The organism is Bradyrhizobium sp. USDA 4532 (assembly GCF_024171315.1).
Taxonomy (GTDB): domain Bacteria; phylum Pseudomonadota; class Alphaproteobacteria; order Rhizobiales; family Xanthobacteraceae; genus Bradyrhizobium; species Bradyrhizobium australafricanum.
Genome location: NZ_JALJZN010000001.1, coordinates 7,206,271 through 7,222,267 on the forward strand (window position 1 = coordinate 7,206,271; position 15,997 = coordinate 7,222,267).

At 66.9% G+C, this 15,997-nt stretch carries 17 protein-coding genes; 6 read left to right on the forward strand and 11 right to left on the reverse strand.

Annotated features, from left to right (window positions below; genetic code table 11):
- Nucleotide 1 precedes the first annotated feature (1 nt).
- The 5 genes from uvrB to J2R76_RS33155 form a co-directional block, all read right to left on the reverse strand.
- Entirely contained in the window at nucleotides 2-2,914 is a 2,913-nt protein-coding gene (uvrB, locus tag J2R76_RS33135) for an excinuclease ABC subunit UvrB (RefSeq protein WP_253625416.1), read from the reverse strand.
- 112 nt (nucleotides 2,915-3,026) lie between these two features.
- Complete coding sequence (locus tag J2R76_RS33140) at nucleotides 3,027-3,233, reverse strand: hypothetical protein (protein WP_371852155.1); 207 nt, start codon at nucleotides 3,231-3,233, stop codon at nucleotides 3,027-3,029.
- Complete coding sequence (locus tag J2R76_RS33145) at nucleotides 3,230-3,466, reverse strand: hypothetical protein (protein WP_038377734.1); 237 nt, start codon at nucleotides 3,464-3,466, stop codon at nucleotides 3,230-3,232. The genes J2R76_RS33140 and J2R76_RS33145 overlap by 4 nt, the downstream gene beginning before the upstream one ends.
- Before the next feature lie 108 nt (nucleotides 3,467-3,574).
- Nucleotides 3,575-4,795 (reverse strand): NAD(P)-binding domain-containing protein, encoded by a 1,221-nt coding sequence (locus J2R76_RS33150; RefSeq protein ID WP_253625417.1) that lies wholly within the window; start codon nucleotides 4,793-4,795, stop codon nucleotides 3,575-3,577.
- On the reverse strand, nucleotides 4,788-5,690 hold the full coding sequence (locus tag J2R76_RS33155; RefSeq protein WP_069276582.1) for a LysR substrate-binding domain-containing protein: 903 nt from the start codon (nucleotides 5,688-5,690) through the stop codon (nucleotides 4,788-4,790). Before J2R76_RS33155 ends, J2R76_RS33150 begins: the two co-directional genes overlap by 8 nt.
- Nucleotides 5,691-5,802: 112 nt before the next feature.
- Here J2R76_RS33155 and J2R76_RS33160 point away from each other — a divergent pair, with 112 nt between their 5' ends.
- Complete coding sequence (locus J2R76_RS33160; protein ID WP_076829863.1) at nucleotides 5,803-6,036, forward strand: hypothetical protein; 234 nt, start codon at nucleotides 5,803-5,805, stop codon at nucleotides 6,034-6,036.
- Nucleotides 6,037-6,142: 106 nt separating this feature from the next.
- Here J2R76_RS33160 and J2R76_RS33165 read toward each other — a convergent pair whose 3' ends face one another.
- Genes J2R76_RS33165 through J2R76_RS33175 form a run of 3 tightly spaced genes read right to left on the reverse strand, consistent with a single transcriptional unit; the run spans nucleotide 6,143 to nucleotide 8,160 of the window.
- Nucleotides 6,143-6,820: an SCO family protein gene (locus J2R76_RS33165; protein ID WP_253589052.1), complete on the reverse strand. Its 678-nt coding sequence runs from the start codon at nucleotides 6,818-6,820 to the stop codon at nucleotides 6,143-6,145.
- Complete coding sequence (locus J2R76_RS33170; RefSeq protein WP_253625418.1) at nucleotides 6,817-7,932, reverse strand: MBL fold metallo-hydrolase; 1,116 nt, start codon at nucleotides 7,930-7,932, stop codon at nucleotides 6,817-6,819. The genes J2R76_RS33165 and J2R76_RS33170 overlap by 4 nt, the downstream gene beginning before the upstream one ends.
- Before the next feature lie 48 nt (nucleotides 7,933-7,980).
- A complete protein-coding gene (locus tag J2R76_RS33175; protein ID WP_253625419.1) occupies nucleotides 7,981-8,160 on the reverse strand; it encodes a hypothetical protein in 180 nt (59 codons plus the stop codon).
- On the opposite strand from J2R76_RS33175, the gene J2R76_RS33180 reads away from it, so the two are divergent.
- A complete protein-coding gene (locus tag J2R76_RS33180) occupies nucleotides 8,159-8,866 on the forward strand; it encodes a glutathione binding-like protein (protein ID WP_253625420.1) in 708 nt (235 codons plus the stop codon). The two genes, J2R76_RS33175 and J2R76_RS33180, sit on opposite strands and share 2 nt — an antisense overlap.
- Nucleotides 8,867-8,984: 118 nt before the next feature.
- On the opposite strand, the gene J2R76_RS33185 is transcribed toward J2R76_RS33180, so the two are convergent.
- Nucleotides 8,985-9,776 (reverse strand): crotonase/enoyl-CoA hydratase family protein, encoded by a 792-nt coding sequence (locus J2R76_RS33185; RefSeq protein ID WP_253625421.1) that lies wholly within the window; start codon nucleotides 9,774-9,776, stop codon nucleotides 8,985-8,987.
- A gap of 79 nt (nucleotides 9,777-9,855) precedes the next feature.
- Here J2R76_RS33185 and J2R76_RS33190 point away from each other — a divergent pair, with 79 nt between their 5' ends.
- Nucleotides 9,856-10,458 (forward strand): TetR/AcrR family transcriptional regulator, encoded by a 603-nt coding sequence (locus tag J2R76_RS33190; protein ID WP_057019048.1) that lies wholly within the window; start codon nucleotides 9,856-9,858, stop codon nucleotides 10,456-10,458.
- A 99-nt stretch (nucleotides 10,459-10,557) separates the two neighbouring features.
- Here J2R76_RS33190 and J2R76_RS33195 read toward each other — a convergent pair whose 3' ends face one another.
- Nucleotides 10,558-11,232: an HAD family phosphatase gene (locus J2R76_RS33195; protein WP_253625422.1), complete on the reverse strand. Its 675-nt coding sequence runs from the start codon at nucleotides 11,230-11,232 to the stop codon at nucleotides 10,558-10,560.
- A 315-nt stretch (nucleotides 11,233-11,547) separates the two neighbouring features.
- Here J2R76_RS33195 and J2R76_RS33205 point away from each other — a divergent pair, with 315 nt between their 5' ends.
- The 3 genes from J2R76_RS33205 to J2R76_RS33215 all read left to right on the forward strand — a co-directional run bounded on the left by J2R76_RS33205 (nucleotide 11,548) and on the right by J2R76_RS33215 (nucleotide 14,782).
- Nucleotides 11,548-13,131 carry a DUF1800 family protein gene (locus tag J2R76_RS33205; protein ID WP_253625423.1) on the forward strand — a complete coding sequence of 528 codons (1,584 nt, stop codon included), beginning with the start codon at nucleotides 11,548-11,550 and terminating at the stop codon, nucleotides 13,129-13,131.
- A complete protein-coding gene (locus J2R76_RS33210; protein ID WP_253625424.1) occupies nucleotides 13,128-14,357 on the forward strand; it encodes a DUF1501 domain-containing protein in 1,230 nt (409 codons plus the stop codon). Before J2R76_RS33205 ends, J2R76_RS33210 begins: the two co-directional genes overlap by 4 nt.
- Before the next feature lie 80 nt (nucleotides 14,358-14,437).
- Nucleotides 14,438-14,782, forward strand: a complete 345-nt coding sequence (locus J2R76_RS33215) for an endonuclease domain-containing protein (protein WP_057015131.1) — start codon at nucleotides 14,438-14,440, stop codon at nucleotides 14,780-14,782.
- Nucleotides 14,783-14,849: 67 nt separating this feature from the next.
- Here the strand turns inward: J2R76_RS33215 and J2R76_RS33220 are convergent, their stop codons facing one another.
- Nucleotides 14,850-15,791, reverse strand: a complete 942-nt coding sequence (locus J2R76_RS33220; RefSeq protein ID WP_253625425.1) for an aldo/keto reductase — start codon at nucleotides 15,789-15,791, stop codon at nucleotides 14,850-14,852.
- Nucleotides 15,792-15,997: the final 206 nt, after the last annotated feature.

Genomic DNA, 15,997 nt, shown 5'->3' on the forward strand with positions numbered 1-15,997 from the left:
TCTACCTTTTCTTCCACCCGCCCCGCTTGCCCGGCGCGCCGCCGCTCGACCGCGGCGACGGGCCGAACTCCGGCCCCGACTGCCGCGAGTCGGTCGGCTGGATGATGCGGCTCGTGGTGCCGAACGGCTTTGCGGGCAGCGCGCCGCTGGGGCGGAAGGGCAGCGATTCCGGGCCGTGCATCTCGTCGAGATCGGGCTTGTGGATGCGTGAGCCGGACTTGCCGCCGCGGCTCGCCTTGAGCGAGGTCTGCGCCGACTTGTTCTTCAATGCGCTGACCGGCAGGTTGGCGGCATCGCCGTATTTTCTTGTGCCGGCATAGGCGCCGGCCTGCTTCTGCACGTTGCGCTGCTTGGCGGTGGGGTCGTCGACCACGGCCATCTCGGTGGCGCGCAGCCGCTTGACCTCGTCGCGCAGTCGCGCGGCCTCCTCGAAGTTCAAATCGGCCGCGGCCTCGCGCATCCGCGTTTCGAGATCGCTCAGCACGGCCTCGAAATTATGCCCGATACTGATGACATCGTCGGCGATGCCGCCGTCGCCGATCTCGACCAGCACGTGGTCACGCTCGTAGACGGAGTTGAGGATGTCGCCGATCGACTTCTTCACGCTCTCCGGCGTGATGCCGTTGGCCTCGTTGTACTCGACCTGCTTCTCGCGGCGCCGCGTGGTCTCGGCCATCGCGCGCTCCATCGAGCCGGTCATGCTGTCGGCATAGAGGATCACCTTGCCGTCGACGTTGCGCGCCGCACGGCCGATGGTCTGGATCAGCGAGGTCTCGCTGCGCAGGAAGCCTTCCTTGTCGGCATCGAGGATCGCGACCAGCGCGCATTCGGGAATGTCGAGGCCCTCGCGCAACAGGTTGATGCCGACCAGCGCGTCGAATGCGCCGAGCCTGAGGTCGCGGATGATCTCGATGCGCTCGATGGTGTCGATATCCGAGTGCATGTAGCGGACGCGGATGCCCTGCTCGTGCAGATATTCGGTGAGGTCCTCCGCCATGCGCTTGGTGAGCACCGTGATCAGCGAGCGATAGCCGGCCGCCGCGGTGGCGCGCACCTCGCCGACGAGATCGTCGACCTGGGTGCGGGCAGGGCGGATGTCCACGGGAGGATCGATGAGGCCGGTCGGACGGATCACCTGCTCGACGAACACGCCGCCGCTTTCGTTCAGCTCCCAGCCGCTCGGCGTCGCCGACACCGCAACCGTCTGCGGCCGCATCATGTCCCACTCCTCGAAGCGGAGCGGCCGGTTGTCCATGCAGGAGGGCAGGCGGAAGCCGTATTCGGCGAGCGTCGCCTTGCGGCGGAAGTCGCCGCGGAACATGGCGCCGATCTGCGGCACGGTGACGTGGCTCTCGTCGGCGAAGATCAGCGCGTTGTCCGGTACATATTCGAACAGCGTCGGCGGCGGCTCGCCGGGGCGGCGCCCGGTGAGATAGCGCGAATAGTTCTCGATGCCGGCGCAGCTTCCGGTCGCCTCCATCATCTCGAGATCGAAGGTGGTGCGCTGCTCGAGTCGCTGTGCCTCCAAGAGGCGGCCCTGGTCGTTGAGCTGGTCGAGGCGCTGCTTCAGCTCCGACTTGATCGACTTGATCGCCTGCACCAGCGTCGGGCGCGGCGTCACATAGTGCGAATTGGCGTACATCTTGATGAATTCGAGCTCGTCCTGCTTGTGGCCGGTGAGCGGATCGAACTCCTCGATCGTCTCGATGGTGTCGCCGAACAGGTTCACCCGCCAGGCGCGGTCCTCATAGTGCGCCGGGAAGATGTCGATGACGTCGCCGCGGACGCGGAAGGTGCCGCGGGTGAAGTCGGCCTGGGTGCGCTTGTACTGGAGAGCAACGAGGTCGGCGATGAGCTGCCGCTGATCGATGCGCTCGCCCTTCTTCAAGGCGAAGGTCATCGCGGTGTAGGTCTCGACCGAGCCGATACCGTAGATGCAGGACACGGAAGCGACGATGATGACGTCGTCGCGCTCGAGCAGCGCGCGCGTCGCCGAGTGACGCATGCGGTCGATCTGTTCGTTGATCGAGGAATCCTTCTCGATATAGGTGTCGGTGCGCGGGACGTAGGCTTCCGGCTGGTAGTAGTCGTAATAGCTGACGAAATACTCGACGGCGTTGTCGGGGAAGAAGTTCTTGAACTCGCCATAGAGCTGGGCGGCCAGCGTCTTGTTCGGCGCCAGGATCAGCGCCGGACGCTGCGTCGCCTCGATCACCTTGGCCATGGTGTAGGTCTTGCCCGAGCCGGTGACGCCGAGCAGCACCTGGGTGCGGTCGTTGCGGTCGATGCCCTCGACCAGCTCGGCGATCGCGGTCGGCTGGTCGCCTTTCGGCTGGTAGTCGGACTTGATCTCGAAGCGCACGCCGCCTTCGGATTTTTCCGGGCGCGGCGGGCGGTGCGGGGTCCACACCCGCATCGAGCCGTCGTCCTTGCGGAATTCCGGGCGGCCGTCGCGGATCAGGTTCTCCAGCGCGTCGGCAGTCGCCTTGACGCCGAGCGCCTCCATCTTGCTGCGCGGCGGCCGCGCCAGGGCTTCGTCGTCGTCCTCGGCGGTCGGCAGGCCGAGCTGCCGCGCCAGTTCCGGATCGAGGGTCGGGATCGTGGCCGAGGTTCCGTAATTGGCCTGCGGGGCCTCCTCGAGCCCGGAAGCATCGCGCTTCGCGACGCCCTCGTTGGTCTCGCGCGTCGACGCCCGCGCGCGATGCGCGGCGGCCTCGCCGCCGGCGCGACGGTCCCAGGAATTGTCCGGCGGCGGCTGCAGGCCGGTGCCCGAACCCATGCCGGCATCGCCGCGGTTGATCGCCGGATTGAGCAATTCGGCAAGCGCGGGCCCGATCGGGAGGACCTCGGGCCGGTGTGCTTTGGATTTGGGGGTTTTGCCGGGCTTTTTCGGAGTGTTCGGTGTCTTCGCCATGCCCCGAATATGGGACGAGTCCGGCAGCGAGAAAAGGGCAAACGGCGGCCGGATCGCTGCTCGGGCAAGGCTGCTGACAGCAGGGTGTCAGCAGGCGGCGGCTTCGCGGACTTTACGCCCGCGGCAGGTCGACGATGTCGAGATGGATCCCGCCGCAGCCGTCGCAGCGCATGGTCCAGTATTCGGCGGCGCGGCCGGGGATCACGCGCAGCAGCGAAAGCGATGCGGCACATTCCGGGCAGCTGGTGCGGACCTGCGCCGGCCAGACCGGATCCGGCTCGCATTGCGGGACGGCGGCGACCACGACGTTACCGGTCACGCCGACGCTTCGGCCGCCGGCATTGTCATGCCATAGCGTTGCGGGAACCGGTCGATAGCCCGCTTCGCGTCGGCGATCGCCGCATCCGGATCGGACCACGCAAAGCCGATGTCGAGCGTCGGAAACAGCATGCCATCGATGACGACCGGCCTTTGATCGACCCGTTGAACCCTGGCGTGCCATTGCCCCTTCCCCACTTCGAACGACTTGATCTCAAAACCGCTGTAAATCATGTGCGACCTCGAAATGCCCTTCTCATAGGAAGCACGAGCGCGTTGCGCTAAATGTGAAGCAGTTCACAACTCGCCGGGTTTATTTCCGCGCAGCAAAGGAACCCGGAGCTAGCCGCGGCCGGCGATGTGGTCGGCGAGCACCGCGGCATCGTCGCCGACGCCTGACAGGAACGAGGATTTCATCTTCGACAGCCATTGCAGGCCGAGGAAATAGAGGCCCGGCACGTCGGAGACGCCATGGCGGTGGCGCGGGGCCCCGGCGGCATCCAGCACCGGTATGTCGATCCAGTTCAGATCGAGACCGTAGCCGGTGGCCCAGATCACGCTCCTGATCCGCGCGGCGCGCAGGTCGATCGCGTCGAGCGGCGCGGTGAGGCACGGCGGATCGGGCAGGCGGAGGCGCGCCAAGGGATCATCGGGATGATCGAGGCCGCGCGCCGCGACGAAGTCGTCGACGATCCCGAGGAACGTCGCGTAATAGGCGTCGCCATTGGCGATGTTGGCGGCGAGATCGGGCGCGATCTCGAGCACGCCGTCGCGCGCCGCCGTCACGCGGCCGAGCAGGGTCACGCCGCCGGCGGCGAAGCGGCGGAAATCGACGGTGTGGCCGCCATGGGCGCCGGAAATCACCGGCAGCAGCCGCGACGGGCCGCGCTGCTCGACCGGCGTCCGGTCGATGCCCATCTCGGCCAGCCACCAGATCAGGTCGCGGCCGCGATAGCGGCGCGGCAGGCGGTTGTGACGTCCGACCGAGAGGACGACCTCGCGGCCGGCGCGCATCAGCTCTTCGGCGATCTGCGCGCCCGAGGCGCCGGCACCGACCACCAGCACCGCGCCGTCAGGCAATTGCGCCGGATTTTTGTAGCCAGCGGCATCGATCTGGAACAGGCCGGGATGCTCGCGCAGCAGCGCGGGCCGCAGCGGCCGTTGATAGGGACCGGTGGCGATGACGACGTTGCGGGCTGCGATGCTGCCGCCGGCAAATTCGGCGAGGAAACCGCCGGCGTCGTGGCGCAGCCTGGTGACCGCGACACCGCAGCGGATCGGCGGCGCGACGAACGCGGCGTAGTCCTCGATGAAGGCGATGATGGCGGCGGTGTCCGAGAAGCCGTCGGGATCGCTGTGCGGAAACGCGAAATCCGGCAGCCGCACCGACCAGTTCGGAAACTGGAACATGAGGCCGTCCCAGCGTTCGCTGCGCCAGCGCTCGGCGATGCGCCCCCGCTCCAGCACCAGATGGGCTATGCCGCGCTGCTTCAGCCGATGGCTCATGGTGAGCCCGGCCTGGCCGCCGCCGATCACCAGCGTATCGACGGTCTCGTCAGGCACTGCGCGATCCCTTGCGGCGGGCCGCGGGCTCCGCCGCGGCGCGGATGATCCAGCGCCGGAACGCGGCGAAATCGCGCTGTTCGGCGTGGAAGCCGCGATAGACCAGATACCAGCGCATGCCCTTCGGCACGCTGAGCGCAAACGGCGCCACCAGCCGGCCGGCGGCGAGATCGTCGTCGATATAGGGCCGGATGCCCATCGCGATGCCGAGCCCGTCGCTAGCTGCCTGCAGCGCCTGGCCGTAGAACTGGAATTCCGGCCCGCGCGCGGTCAGGCGCGGCACGCCCGCCGCCTTCAGCCAGGACGGCCAGTCGTCGGGCGAATGCGCGACGCGGATCAGGCTCGGGCCCTTGAGGTCGGCGGGGCGCTTCAGGGTGTTGGCGAGCCGCGCCGTGCACACCGGCATCAGATCGGCGGCGAACAGCGGCTCGGCGACGAGGCCCGGCCACTGGCCGTCGCCGAGCTGGATGCCGCAGCTCCAGTCGTCGGCGAACGGCACCGCCATGCCGCCGGTCGTGATCCGCACCTCGATGTCGGGCTCCGCTTTGCGGAACTCGGCGAGGTGCGGGATCATCCATTTCAGCGCAAAGGTCGGTCCGACGCCGACGGTCAGCACCCGCGCGCTCGCGGATGCCGTGACCTGCGCGGTGAGGCTCGCGAGCGCGTCGAAGATCGGCGTCAGCCCGCCCTGATAGGCGCGGCCCGCCGGAGTGGTGACGAGGCGGTTGGCCTTGCGCTCGAACAGCGCGACGCCGAGCCGCTCCTCGAGCAGATGCACCATCCGGCTGATCGCGGCGGCCGAGACATTGAGCTCGCTGCCCGCCGCCGCGAAGCTGCCGGTCCGCGCCGCGGCTTCGAACGCCTTGATGCCGTTGAGAAAGAGCAGCCGCCGCATGAACCCTCAGGAAAACTGATGCAAGGTCAAGATAACTCAGTTTGCCGGAAGAGGCCAAGCGGCGCAGAAATACTGGAGACAATGAATCCCTGCTGATCCCGGCGAGGACCACATGACAGAGACCACAGACGCCCTGGTGCTCGATCTCGTGGAATGGGTGGCGCGCGAGCCGCGGCCTTATGCCGAGGTGCTCGAGGTCTGGCGCACCTCATGCCCGCGGCTGACGATCTGGGAGGACGCCGTCGACCGCGGCTATGTCGCGCGCCGACCCTCGGTTGAGGGCATGCGGGTAACGGTGACGGAAACCGGTGAGACATTCTTGCGCGCGCATGGGCGGATACATTGAGTCCGGCGATTTGTCCGATCCGCCTGCCGAACTGCTTTCTTCACCTCACCCGCAAGCGGGAGAGGGGGCGCAGTATTGACGCGGCTGGAATTGCCAATCTCTGATGTCAGCGTACCGGTTCGGCGAGCCGTGGCCGGATGATCTCGACCATCCGGTCGGCTGATGTCCCCGGCGGAAAGAAGCCGAGATAATTGCCCTCGCGGTCCATCAAATAGATGTAGGCGGTGTGATCGACGGTATAGTCGCCGGCATCCTTCAGCGGCACCCGCGCGAAGTAGACCTTGTAGGCATCAGCGAGCTTGCGGATCGCATCACCGCTGCCGGTCAGTCCGATCAGGCGCGGGTGGAACATCGGCACGTAGTCTGCGAGATGCGCCGCGGTGTCGCGCTCGGGATCGACCGTGATGAAGATCGGTTGCACCTGGTCGCCGTCGCGGCCGAGCTTGTCGAGCGCCAGGGCGATCGCTTGCAGATCGGTCGGGCAGACGTCTGGGCAGGTGGTGAAGCCGAAATAGATCAGCATCAGCTTGCCGCGAAACTCCTTGTCGGTGCGTTCATGGCCGGCCTGATCGGTCAGCGCGAACGGGCCGCCGACCGGCTCCCTGTTCCACATCAGGATGTCCATGATCTCGGCGGGCGAGCGCGCCGATTGCGGCGGCGCATCGGCGGCCAGCACCGGCGCCAGCGTCAGCCACAGGCCGGCGCCGGCGAATGCCAGGCCCGGGCCAGCGAATGCCAAGCCCGCGCCAGCGAATGCAATGACGCGCAGGATCGGCGCGATCATATGCCGAAGGAGAGGCGGCTGCCCGTCGTCGTGACCAGCACCTTGTCGCCCATCTGCGCGGTCGCCTCCTGCACGAAGTTGAGCCCGGAGCAGTGCATCGGGATCAGCACGTCGGGGTCGAGCTTCCTGATCTCGGCGACCACCTCGGTGAGGTAATCCTTCGGCGCCGGCCCGAGATGGAAGCCGCCGACGATGGCGTGCACCTTCTGGATGCCGGAGACCTCCTGTGCCTGCTTCACCGAATTGACGATGCCGACATGGCCGCAGGACGAGATCACGACGAGGCCGAAGTCCCGCACGTTGAAGCAGGTGGCGTGCTCATGGATGTGCTCGTCGGGCACGATCTTGCCTTCCATCTCGGCCGGCAGATAGTGGCTGGCATTGCAGCCGAGCCCGTCCTTGATGCCGAACTCGACCCAGGTCTGCGGCAGCACGCGCTCGATGCTGCGGCGGGTGATCTTGCCGGTGGTGAAGGCGTGGCCGGCGATCACGGTCGGGGTCTCGCACAGCACCGTGGTGACGCGCTGCGCCGCGAGCTGGCGGCGATCGAGCGTGCCGAAATCGTTGAACTGGCCCTTGGTCGGCGTTGCGCTGACGCGGTGGCAGAAATTGTCCTCGCCGCCGGCATAGAGCCTCACGTCGGCCGGCAGCTTGTCGCGGAACTTGTCGAGGAAGCCGTTGAGGCCGCCGAAATGGTCGTAATGCCCGTGGCTCACGATCAGCCCATCGAGCTTCGCCGGATCGACGCCGACCAGCGCCATGTTGTTGAGCAGCACCTCCGGCGTGTAGCCGTAGTCGAGCATCAGCGTGCGCCGTGCGCCCTTGGCTTCCGACTCCAGCCACAGCGACAGGCCCCATTCATTGTGCAGCGACTTCTGGTAGTCGGCGGAGCGCGGCGGCGGCACGATGGTGACGCCGCCGGCCTGCTTCGGCTTGAAGAACAAATCGAAGCTGGAATCGACCAGCACGCGGATCGAGAGCTTGTCGACGGTCGGCACCTCGATCGGTGCGGCGCTCGCGATCTCGACGCAGGAGAAGGCGCCCGCGGCTGCGGCGCCGGCGAGCGCCGCCGAACCTTTCAGGAAATCACGTCGTGCCAAATCCCGCGTCATCGCAATCCCCCGTGTTTTGAAAACTTTTCAATACCAAACACGTTGAGCCTAGGAGCAATCGGGACGCGGCTCAATCGGGCACTTGCGCTGCTTGCAGATCACATTCGCGCGCGGTGCAATGCGGGCGCCATTGACTTGGGTGCGGATATGCGTCCAACTCCATGCATTCGCATCTTTCTCGCCGATGCGTGGCATCGGCAGTCCCTGGCAATGCAGGATCACGCGCATGATCGACCTTCACTACTGGTCCACGCCGAACGGTCACAAGGTAACGATGTTCCTTGAGGAGGCCGGATTGGAGTACAAGATTTTCCCAGTGAACATCGGCAAAGGCGATCAGTTCAAGCCGGACTTTTTGCAGATCGCGCCGAACAACCGCATCCCCGCAATTCTCGATCACGCGCCGAAGGGCGGTGGCAAGCCGCTACAGCTGTTCGAGTCCGGCGCGATCCTGCTCTATCTCGCCGAGAAGACCGGACAATTCCTGCCGGCCGATATCCATGGCCGCTATGACGCGATCCAGTGGACGTTCTGGCAGATGGGCGGGCTCGGGCCGATGGCCGGGCAGAACCACCATTTCCGCAACTACGCCGTCGAGAAGCTGCCTTACGCGATCGACCGCTATGTCAACGAGACCAACCGGCTCTACGGCGTGCTCAACAAGCGGCTCGCCGACCGCGAATTCGTCGCCGGCGACTACTCGATCGCCGACATGGCGAGCTATCCCTGGGTCGTGCCCTACAAGAACCAGGGCCAGGAGATCGACGATTTCCCGCATCTGAAGCGCTGGCTGGAGACGATCGGCAAGCGCCCGGCGACCGTGCGCGCCTATGCCATGGCGAAGGAGGTCAATCCGAATTTCGGCCAGCCCGCGATCCGCACCGAGGAAGAGCGCAAGTTGCTGTTCGGGCAGACCGCGGCGGTGGTGCGGTAGGGCGAACTCCTCCGTCATTGCGAGGAGCGAAGCGACGAAGCAATCCATCTTTCCGCGTATGCGGGTCGATGGATTGCTTCGCTTCGCTCGCAATGACGGATGTAGCACTCGCGGGTTTTCAAGCCCCGACATACCTCGCCAGCCGCCGTTCCTTCCACGCCGCGAGCCCCTCGGCGAGATCGCGGCCCGGCACCAGCGCGGCGAATTGCTCGCTCTCGACCAAAAGGCCCTCGGCAATCGGCATGTTGAGCCCGCGCGTCACAGCGGTGATGGTGCCGGCGACGGCGCCGGGCGAATGCCTGGTGATGCGGCCGGCGAGCTCGCGCGCGGCCGTCAGCAATTGATCGTGCGGCACGATCTGATTGACCAGCCCGATCTCACGCGCATGCTCGGGCGGGAACGGATCGCCTGCGAGGAGCAGCTGCAGGGCGCGCTTGCGTCCGGCCAGCCGCGGCAGCCGCTGCGTGCCGCCGAAGGTCGGGGGCATGCCGAGCTTGATCTCGGGTTTTGCAAATAGCGCGCGGTCGCTGGCGACAGCGAGATGCACCGCCTCGGTAATCTCGCAGCCGCCGCCGAAGGCGAGCCCGTTGATCGCGGCGATCACGGGCTTCTTGAATGCCTCGAGCCGCGCGGTCATGGCCTGGCCGCGGCGGACGAAGTCGCGCACCGCGACGGCGGAGCCCTGCTTGACGCTCTCGGAAAACTGCTTGATGTCGGCGCCGGCCGAGAAGGCCCGCTCGCCGGCCCCGGTCAAAATCACGGCGCGCACCTCAGCGTCGCCCTCGATGCGGTCGAGCGCGGCCATCAGCTGATCGATCAGCGCGTAGTTCAGCGCGTTGAGCTGCTCCGGACGGTTCAGGGTGATCAGGGCGATCGTGTCGGTGATCTCGAGCAGGATGGGGGCGGGCATGATGCAGTCTCCAGTGTCGGGCCGAATGTAGGGCCAGCCGCAATTTGTGTATATTCACTGGTTAGTATACATACGCGCCATGCCCAGACCCTCCGAGCCCACCCGCGAGCGCATCGTCCAGGCGGCGAGCGCGCTGTTCTACAATGAAGGCATTCGCCGCGTCAGCGTCGACGAGGTCGCCGCCAAGGCCGGCCTCACCAAGCGCACGCTGTACTATCACTTCAAGAGCAAGGACGATCTGGTCGCTGCCTATCTCGCCGCGCGCGACCAGCCCAATCTCGCGCTGTTCCGAAAGTGGTTCGCGGAGGCCGAGGGTGGCCTGCCGGTGAAGGTCGAGGCGATCTTCAGGAACCTCGCGCGCTCGGCGCGGCATCCGAAGTGGAAGGGCTGCGGCTTCCTGCGCACCTCCGCCGAACTCGCCAACATGCCCGGGCATCCCGCGATCAGGATCGGCGCCGCGCACAAGAAGAAGTTCGAGGACTGGCTGCGCGCGACCTTCGCGGAGCAGGGCATCGCCGATCCGCTCAAACTGGCGCGGCAGATCCTCTTGCTGCTGGACGGATCGTTCGCCGTGGTGCTGCTGCATCGCGACCCGAGCTACATGGAGACCGCCGGCGAGGCCGCGCGCACACTGATCGAGACGGCGCTGGGGAAGCAGGGCGTAAGCGGGGTTAGGACATGACGAGAGTAGGTTGAATGGTAGTCGCGAAGGCGGTGCGCTCCCTGCCCCGCAAGCGGGAGAGGTGCAGCAGCCTGCGGCGAGACCGTCTCGCAATGACGGCTAAAGCGCGCCGCGCTCCTGCAGCAGCGCCAGCACGGCGTTGAGATCCGGCAGCACGGCCGCGCATTTCGCGTGGGTCTCATCTGTCGGCGGCGCCATGTCCGGCACCATCAGCGTGATGGCGCCGGGGGCGTGGGCGGCGGCGACGCCGTGGTTGGAGTCTTCCACCGCGATGCAGGACGCCGGCCTCACGCCGAGCCGCGCGGCGGCCTTGAGATAGAGCTCGGGATCCGGCTTGCCCTGCGCGACATCGTCAAGCGTCAGCAGCGTGTCGAAGCGCGCGCGGATGCCGGCGAGGGTGAGGTTGCGTTCGGCCGAACGGCGCGATGACGAGGTGACGATCGCCATCGGGCGCTCCGCAAGCGCGAGCGCATCGAGCAGAGCGAGCGTGCCTGATTTGAGCGGCAGGCCCGACCGCATCATCCGATCGCGATGTTCGAGAAACGCTTGGTTGACGTCCGCGAGCGGAAACGCCGCGCCGTAATGGTCGCGCAGCATCGCCTCGCAGACCGGGCCGGGAAGCCCGACCATGGAGTGGCACAGCGCGACGACGTCGTCGGTGTAGCCGCACACGTTCAGCGCCGCGACCAGGCTGTCGAAGTAAACCTTCTCGGTGTCGAGCAGCGTGCCGTCCATGTCGAGCAGGACGGCGTCGACGGTCCAGCGTGCGTTCACGTGGCGCTCACCGCTGCTTGCTGTTCCGCGAGCTTCCGCAAGCATGCGGGGCACAGGCAGTCGCCGCCGTCGGTCGGCATCGGCAGGCGAAAACTCTCATCGCAGCACCAGCATGCTCCGGTGAGCGAGCAGGAAAATTCGCTGCCGCATGCCGTGCAGGCAAGCTGGCGCGGAGATGCTGGTTTGGAACGATCGTTTGACGAGAGGTCCATTCTAACCGCGATTTAATGCGCGAATTAATCTCGGGTTCATCCCGGACCGCGCTATGATGCCAGGCAACTGATATAGCCGGGATAGGCCGTTAAGGGAATTCTGATGGCCCGTGATTCGCAAGCCGCGCTGGTTGCCCTCAACCGGTTTGGATTCGGTGCCCGCGGCGGGGCGTCCGGCGACTTCATCAACGCCGCCTCCGATCCGCGCGGTTTCGTGCTGGCGGAACTGGCGCGTCCGAACGGCGCGCTGCTCGAAGTGCCGGGCCTGCTCTCGACGCCGGAGCTCGGCAAGCAGGTGTTCGACTATCAGTTCGAGATCCAGCAGGCGCGCAATGCCGCGAAGGTCGCGCAGCAAGGCGCGAGCGAGACACCGCCGCAAGGGTCCGACGCAAAGCCGGCGCAGCGGCGCAATCTGTCGCTGTCCACGGCCGCCAAGGAGATCGCCGGCAAGGATCCGGCGATGCAGGCGCAGGGCGCCGATGGCGCCAACGCGGCGATGACGCCGTCGGCTCCGATGCAGCCTCCGACGATGCAGACGGTGCCCGGTCCCCCCAAGCCGCCGGCGCAACCGCTCAACATCATCCAGAAGACGTTCCGCGCCGAGGCGCTGGCGCGCCTGCAGCGCGGCGTGGTCGCCGATTGCGGCTTCGTCGAACGGCTCGTGGTGTTCTGGTCCAACCACTTCTGCGTCTCCGCCAACAAGGGCGCGCTGGCGCGGATGTGGGCCGGCTCGTTCGAGCGCGAGGCGATCCGTCCGCATGTGCTCGGCCGTTTCTCGGACATGCTGAAGGCCGTCGAGCAGCATCCGGCGATGCTGTTCTTTCTCGACAACCAGCAATCGCTCGGCCCGGAGTCGCGCGCCGGCATCAACCGCAATCGCGGCCTGAACGAGAATCTCGCGCGCGAGATCATGGAGCTGCATACGCTCGGCGTCGGCGGCGGCTACACCCAGGACGATGTGACGGCGCTGGCGCGCGTCATCACCGGCTGGACCTTTGCCGGCCGCCGTGGGCAGTTAGGTGTGCCCGGCAGCTTCGTGTTCAACGCCAATGCGCACCAGCCCGGACCGCAGCAGGTGCTCGGCAAGAGCTACGCGCAGGCGGGCGTCGCGCAGGGCGAGGCGGTGCTGGCGGACATCGCGCGGCATCCCTCGACCGCAAAATTCATCGCGACCAAGTTCGCGCGCCACTTCGTTGCCGACGATCCGCCGCCGGCGCTGGTGGCGAGGCTGCAGGATACATTCACGAAAACGGACGGCGATCTCAGGGCGCTGGCCACCGCGCTCGTTCAGTCCAGCGAGGCCTGGCAGGCGCCGCTGACAAAGATGCGTTCGCCTTACGAATTCCTGGTCGCCTCCGGCCGCCTGCTGGCGCGCAATCCCGAGGATCCGAGCCGCTATCTCAATGGCCTCAATGTGCTCGGCCAGCCGCTGTGGTCGCCGGCCGGGCCGAACGGATTTTCGGACACCGCCGCGGCCTGGGCGGCGCCTGAAGGCATCAAGCTCAGGCTCGACATTTCGGCGCAAGTCGCCTCCCAGCTCGCCGACCGGTTCGACCCGCGCGACCTGCTCGAGCTCATTGCCGCCGATGCAGCCTCGCCCGAGACGCGGCGCACCATCGAGCGCGCGGAATCGCGGCAGCAGGCGCTGGCGCTGCTGTTGATGTCGCCCGAGTTCCAGAGGAGATGACGATGGAATGCTCCGAGAGCCTGATGCTGCAGGCGACGTCGCGGCGCGCGCTGCTGCTCGGCGGCGCCTCCTTTGCGGCCTGGGCCTACCTCCCGAAATTCGCGCGCGCCGCCGATGGCCGCGATCCGCGCTTCGTCACCATCATCCTGCGCGGTGCACTCGACGGCCTCGCCACGGTCGCACCGGTCGGCGATCCTGATTATGCCGGCTTGCACGGCGCGATCGCGCTGCGCCCCGATGGCCCGAACGCGGCGGTGATGCTGGATCAGTTCTTCGCCCTGCATCCGGCGATGCCGGAATTTTCGCGGATGTATCGCGCCAAGCAGGCCGCGGTGGTTCATGCGGTGGCGACCTCCTATCGCGATCGCTCGCATTTCGACGGTCAGGACGTGCTGGAAAGCGGCTTCCCCGGTCCGGGCCGCGTGCAGTCCGGCTGGCTCAATCGCGCGCTGGAAGCCTTGCCGAAAGGCGAGCGGGTGACGAGCGCGCTCGCGGTCGGCCCGACCACGCCGCTGGTGCTGCGCGGCGCGGCGCCGACCGTCGGCTGGGCCCCGACCGCGCTACCGCAAGCCGCCGACGACACCGCGATGCGGCTGCTCGATCTCTATCAGCACCGCGATCCGGCGCTGGCGAGCGCGCTGACGCAAGGCTTGCAGCTCGAGAAGCAGGCGCAGGGCGAGGAGATGAAGCCGAAGCACGGGGCGGGCGGCGTGGCGGCGATGCGCCTCGTGGCGCGGGGCGCCGCGAAATTGATGGCGGCCGATGACGGCCCGAGGATCGGCGCGCTCGCCTTCGACGGCTGGGATACCCATGCCAATGAAGGCGGGCCGGTCGGCCGCCTCGCGCAGCTGCTCGGCGGCCTCGACGGCGCGCTGGCGGAATTTCAGAGCGGCCTCGGCGCGCGCTGGCGCGACACCGTGATCGTGGTCGCGACCGAGTTCGGCCGCACCGCGCGCATCAACGGCACCGAGGGCACCGACCACGGCACCGGCACCATCGCGTTGCTCGCCGGCGGCGCGGTGAATGGCGGCCGCATGATCACCGACTGGCCCGGCCTCAAGCCCGCCAATCTCTACCAGGCCCGCGACCTCGCCCCGACCACCGACCTGCGCGCCGTGATCAAGGGCGTGCTGCACGACCAGTTCGGCCTCGGCGAGCGCGTGCTGGCCGATGCCGTGTTTCCGGACAGCGCCCCGGTAAAGCCGATGAAGGGGCTGGTGGCTTGACTTCCTCGACCTCTCCCCGCTCTTTGCGGGGAGAGGTCGGAAGCGACGCATCGCGTTGCTTCCGGGTGAGGGGCAGGGCAATGCGTGGCCGCAAGGAAACACCTATCCGACTCGCGAAAGGGCTGCGCGCCAATCAAACGGACGCGGAGACCGTGCTTTGGAATCGCATCCGCAATCGCCAGATTGATGGCCATAAGTTCGCACGGCAGGTGCCGGTCGGGAGTTACATTTGCGACTTCGTCTGCCGCGAGCGACGGCTCGTGATCGAAGTGGATGGCGGTCAGCACGCGGACTCAGCTGCAGACGTGGTCCGGGACTGGTATCTCACCGGGGAGGGCTATCGCGTGCTTCGCTTCTGGAACAACGATGTGCTCGGCAACGTCGAGGGTGTGTTGATTACAATTCAGACTGAGTTGCGCGGATAGATGCCCCTCACCCCAACCCTCTCCCCGTAAAGGACGGGGACAGGGAGCGGAGAGAGTGCCGTTCGCTTCACGCCTTCGTTATCCCATCGATCTCCGCCATCTCCTCCGCGGAGAGCTTCCAGCTGATCGCCTTGACGTTCTGCTCGATCTGCTCGGGACGCGTCGCCCCGGCGATGACGCTTGCGACTTGCGGGCGGGCGGCGAGCCAGGAGAAGGCGAGCTCGAGCATGGCGTGGCCGCGCTCCCTGGCAAACGCCTGCAGCTTCTCGACGATGTCCTCGTTGCGCGGCGTGACGTAGCGATCCTTCAGGGCCGGCGCCTTGGCGAAGCGGGTATCGGCGGGTGCAGCGGCGCCGCGCTGGTACTTGCCGGTCAACAGGCCGCTGGCGAGCGGGAAGAACGGCAGCAGGCCGAGATTGTATTGCTGCGCCGCCGGCAGCAGGTCCTTCTCGATGCCGCGCACCAGGAGGCTGTATTCGTCCTGGCAGGACACGAAGCGGTTCATGTTCATCTGGCGCGCGACGTACTCGGCTTCGGCGATCCGCCAGGCCGGGAAGTTGGAGTTGCCGATGTAGCGCACCTTGCCCTGGCGGACGAGATCGTCGAGCGCGCGCAGCGTCTCGTCGATCGGGGTGAGCGGATCGTAGTCGTGCTGCTGGTAGAGATCGATATAGTCGGTCTTCAGGCGAGTGAGGCTCGCTTCGACCGCCGACATGATGTAGCGCCGCGAGGCGCCCTGCTTGGTGCCGTCGGTCGCCATCGGCTTGGAGAATTTGGTGGCGAGCACGATGTCCTTGCGGCGGTCGCCCAGCACGGTGCCGAGCACGGTCTCCGAGCCGCCCATGCCGGCATAGATGTCGGCGGTGTCGAACAGCGTGATGCCGAGATCGATCGCCTTGTGGATCACCTTGCGCGAGGTCTCGAGGTCGGTGCGCTGGCCGAAATTGTTGCAGCCGAGGCCGACCGCGGACACGCGCAGCCCGGAGCCGCCGAGATTACGAATTTCCATGAGACAATCCTGTGGGATAGGCGAGCGGTGCCGCGTATTGTGACAAGCACACTAGGGCCCGGCAAGGTGCCGTCCTACCGCCGATCACGCATGACGATGTCGCAAAATGAGATGCCGCAAAAAAAGCGGTCCCGGTCAGACGCGGCGACTGACGGGGACCGCTTGGCGAAGATCTGAGACGGGGGGCCTGATCTGCGCGAGCGGAA

Bases quoted from the DNA above. Each gene is read 5' to 3' on its own strand.
- uvrB (WP_253625416.1), bottom strand. From the start codon at position 2,914: ATGGCGAAGACACCGAACACTCCGAAAAAGCCCGGCAAAACCCCCAAA.
- J2R76_RS33145 (WP_038377734.1), bottom strand. From the start codon at position 3,466: ATGATTTACAGCGGTTTTGAGATCAAGTCGTTCGAAGTGGGGAAGGGG.
- J2R76_RS33155 (WP_069276582.1), bottom strand. From the start codon at position 5,690: ATGCGGCGGCTGCTCTTTCTCAACGGCATCAAGGCGTTCGAAGCCGCG.
- J2R76_RS33160 (WP_076829863.1), top strand. From the start codon at position 5,803: ATGACAGAGACCACAGACGCCCTGGTGCTCGATCTCGTGGAATGGGTG.
- J2R76_RS33165 (WP_253589052.1), bottom strand. From the start codon at position 6,820: ATGATCGCGCCGATCCTGCGCGTCATTGCATTCGCTGGCGCGGGCTTG.
- J2R76_RS33170 (WP_253625418.1), bottom strand. From the start codon at position 7,932: ATGACGCGGGATTTGGCACGACGTGATTTCCTGAAAGGTTCGGCGGCG.
- J2R76_RS33180 (WP_253625420.1), top strand. From the start codon at position 8,159: ATGATCGACCTTCACTACTGGTCCACGCCGAACGGTCACAAGGTAACG.
- J2R76_RS33175 (WP_253625419.1), bottom strand. From the start codon at position 8,160: ATGCGCGTGATCCTGCATTGCCAGGGACTGCCGATGCCACGCATCGGC.
- J2R76_RS33185 (WP_253625421.1), bottom strand. From the start codon at position 9,776: ATGCCCGCCCCCATCCTGCTCGAGATCACCGACACGATCGCCCTGATC.
- J2R76_RS33190 (WP_057019048.1), top strand. From the start codon at position 9,856: ATGCCCAGACCCTCCGAGCCCACCCGCGAGCGCATCGTCCAGGCGGCG.
- J2R76_RS33205 (WP_253625423.1), top strand. From the start codon at position 11,548: ATGGCCCGTGATTCGCAAGCCGCGCTGGTTGCCCTCAACCGGTTTGGA.
- J2R76_RS33210 (WP_253625424.1), top strand. From the start codon at position 13,128: ATGACGATGGAATGCTCCGAGAGCCTGATGCTGCAGGCGACGTCGCGG.
- J2R76_RS33215 (WP_057015131.1), top strand. From the start codon at position 14,438: ATGCGTGGCCGCAAGGAAACACCTATCCGACTCGCGAAAGGGCTGCGC.
- J2R76_RS33220 (WP_253625425.1), bottom strand. From the start codon at position 15,791: ATGGAAATTCGTAATCTCGGCGGCTCCGGGCTGCGCGTGTCCGCGGTC.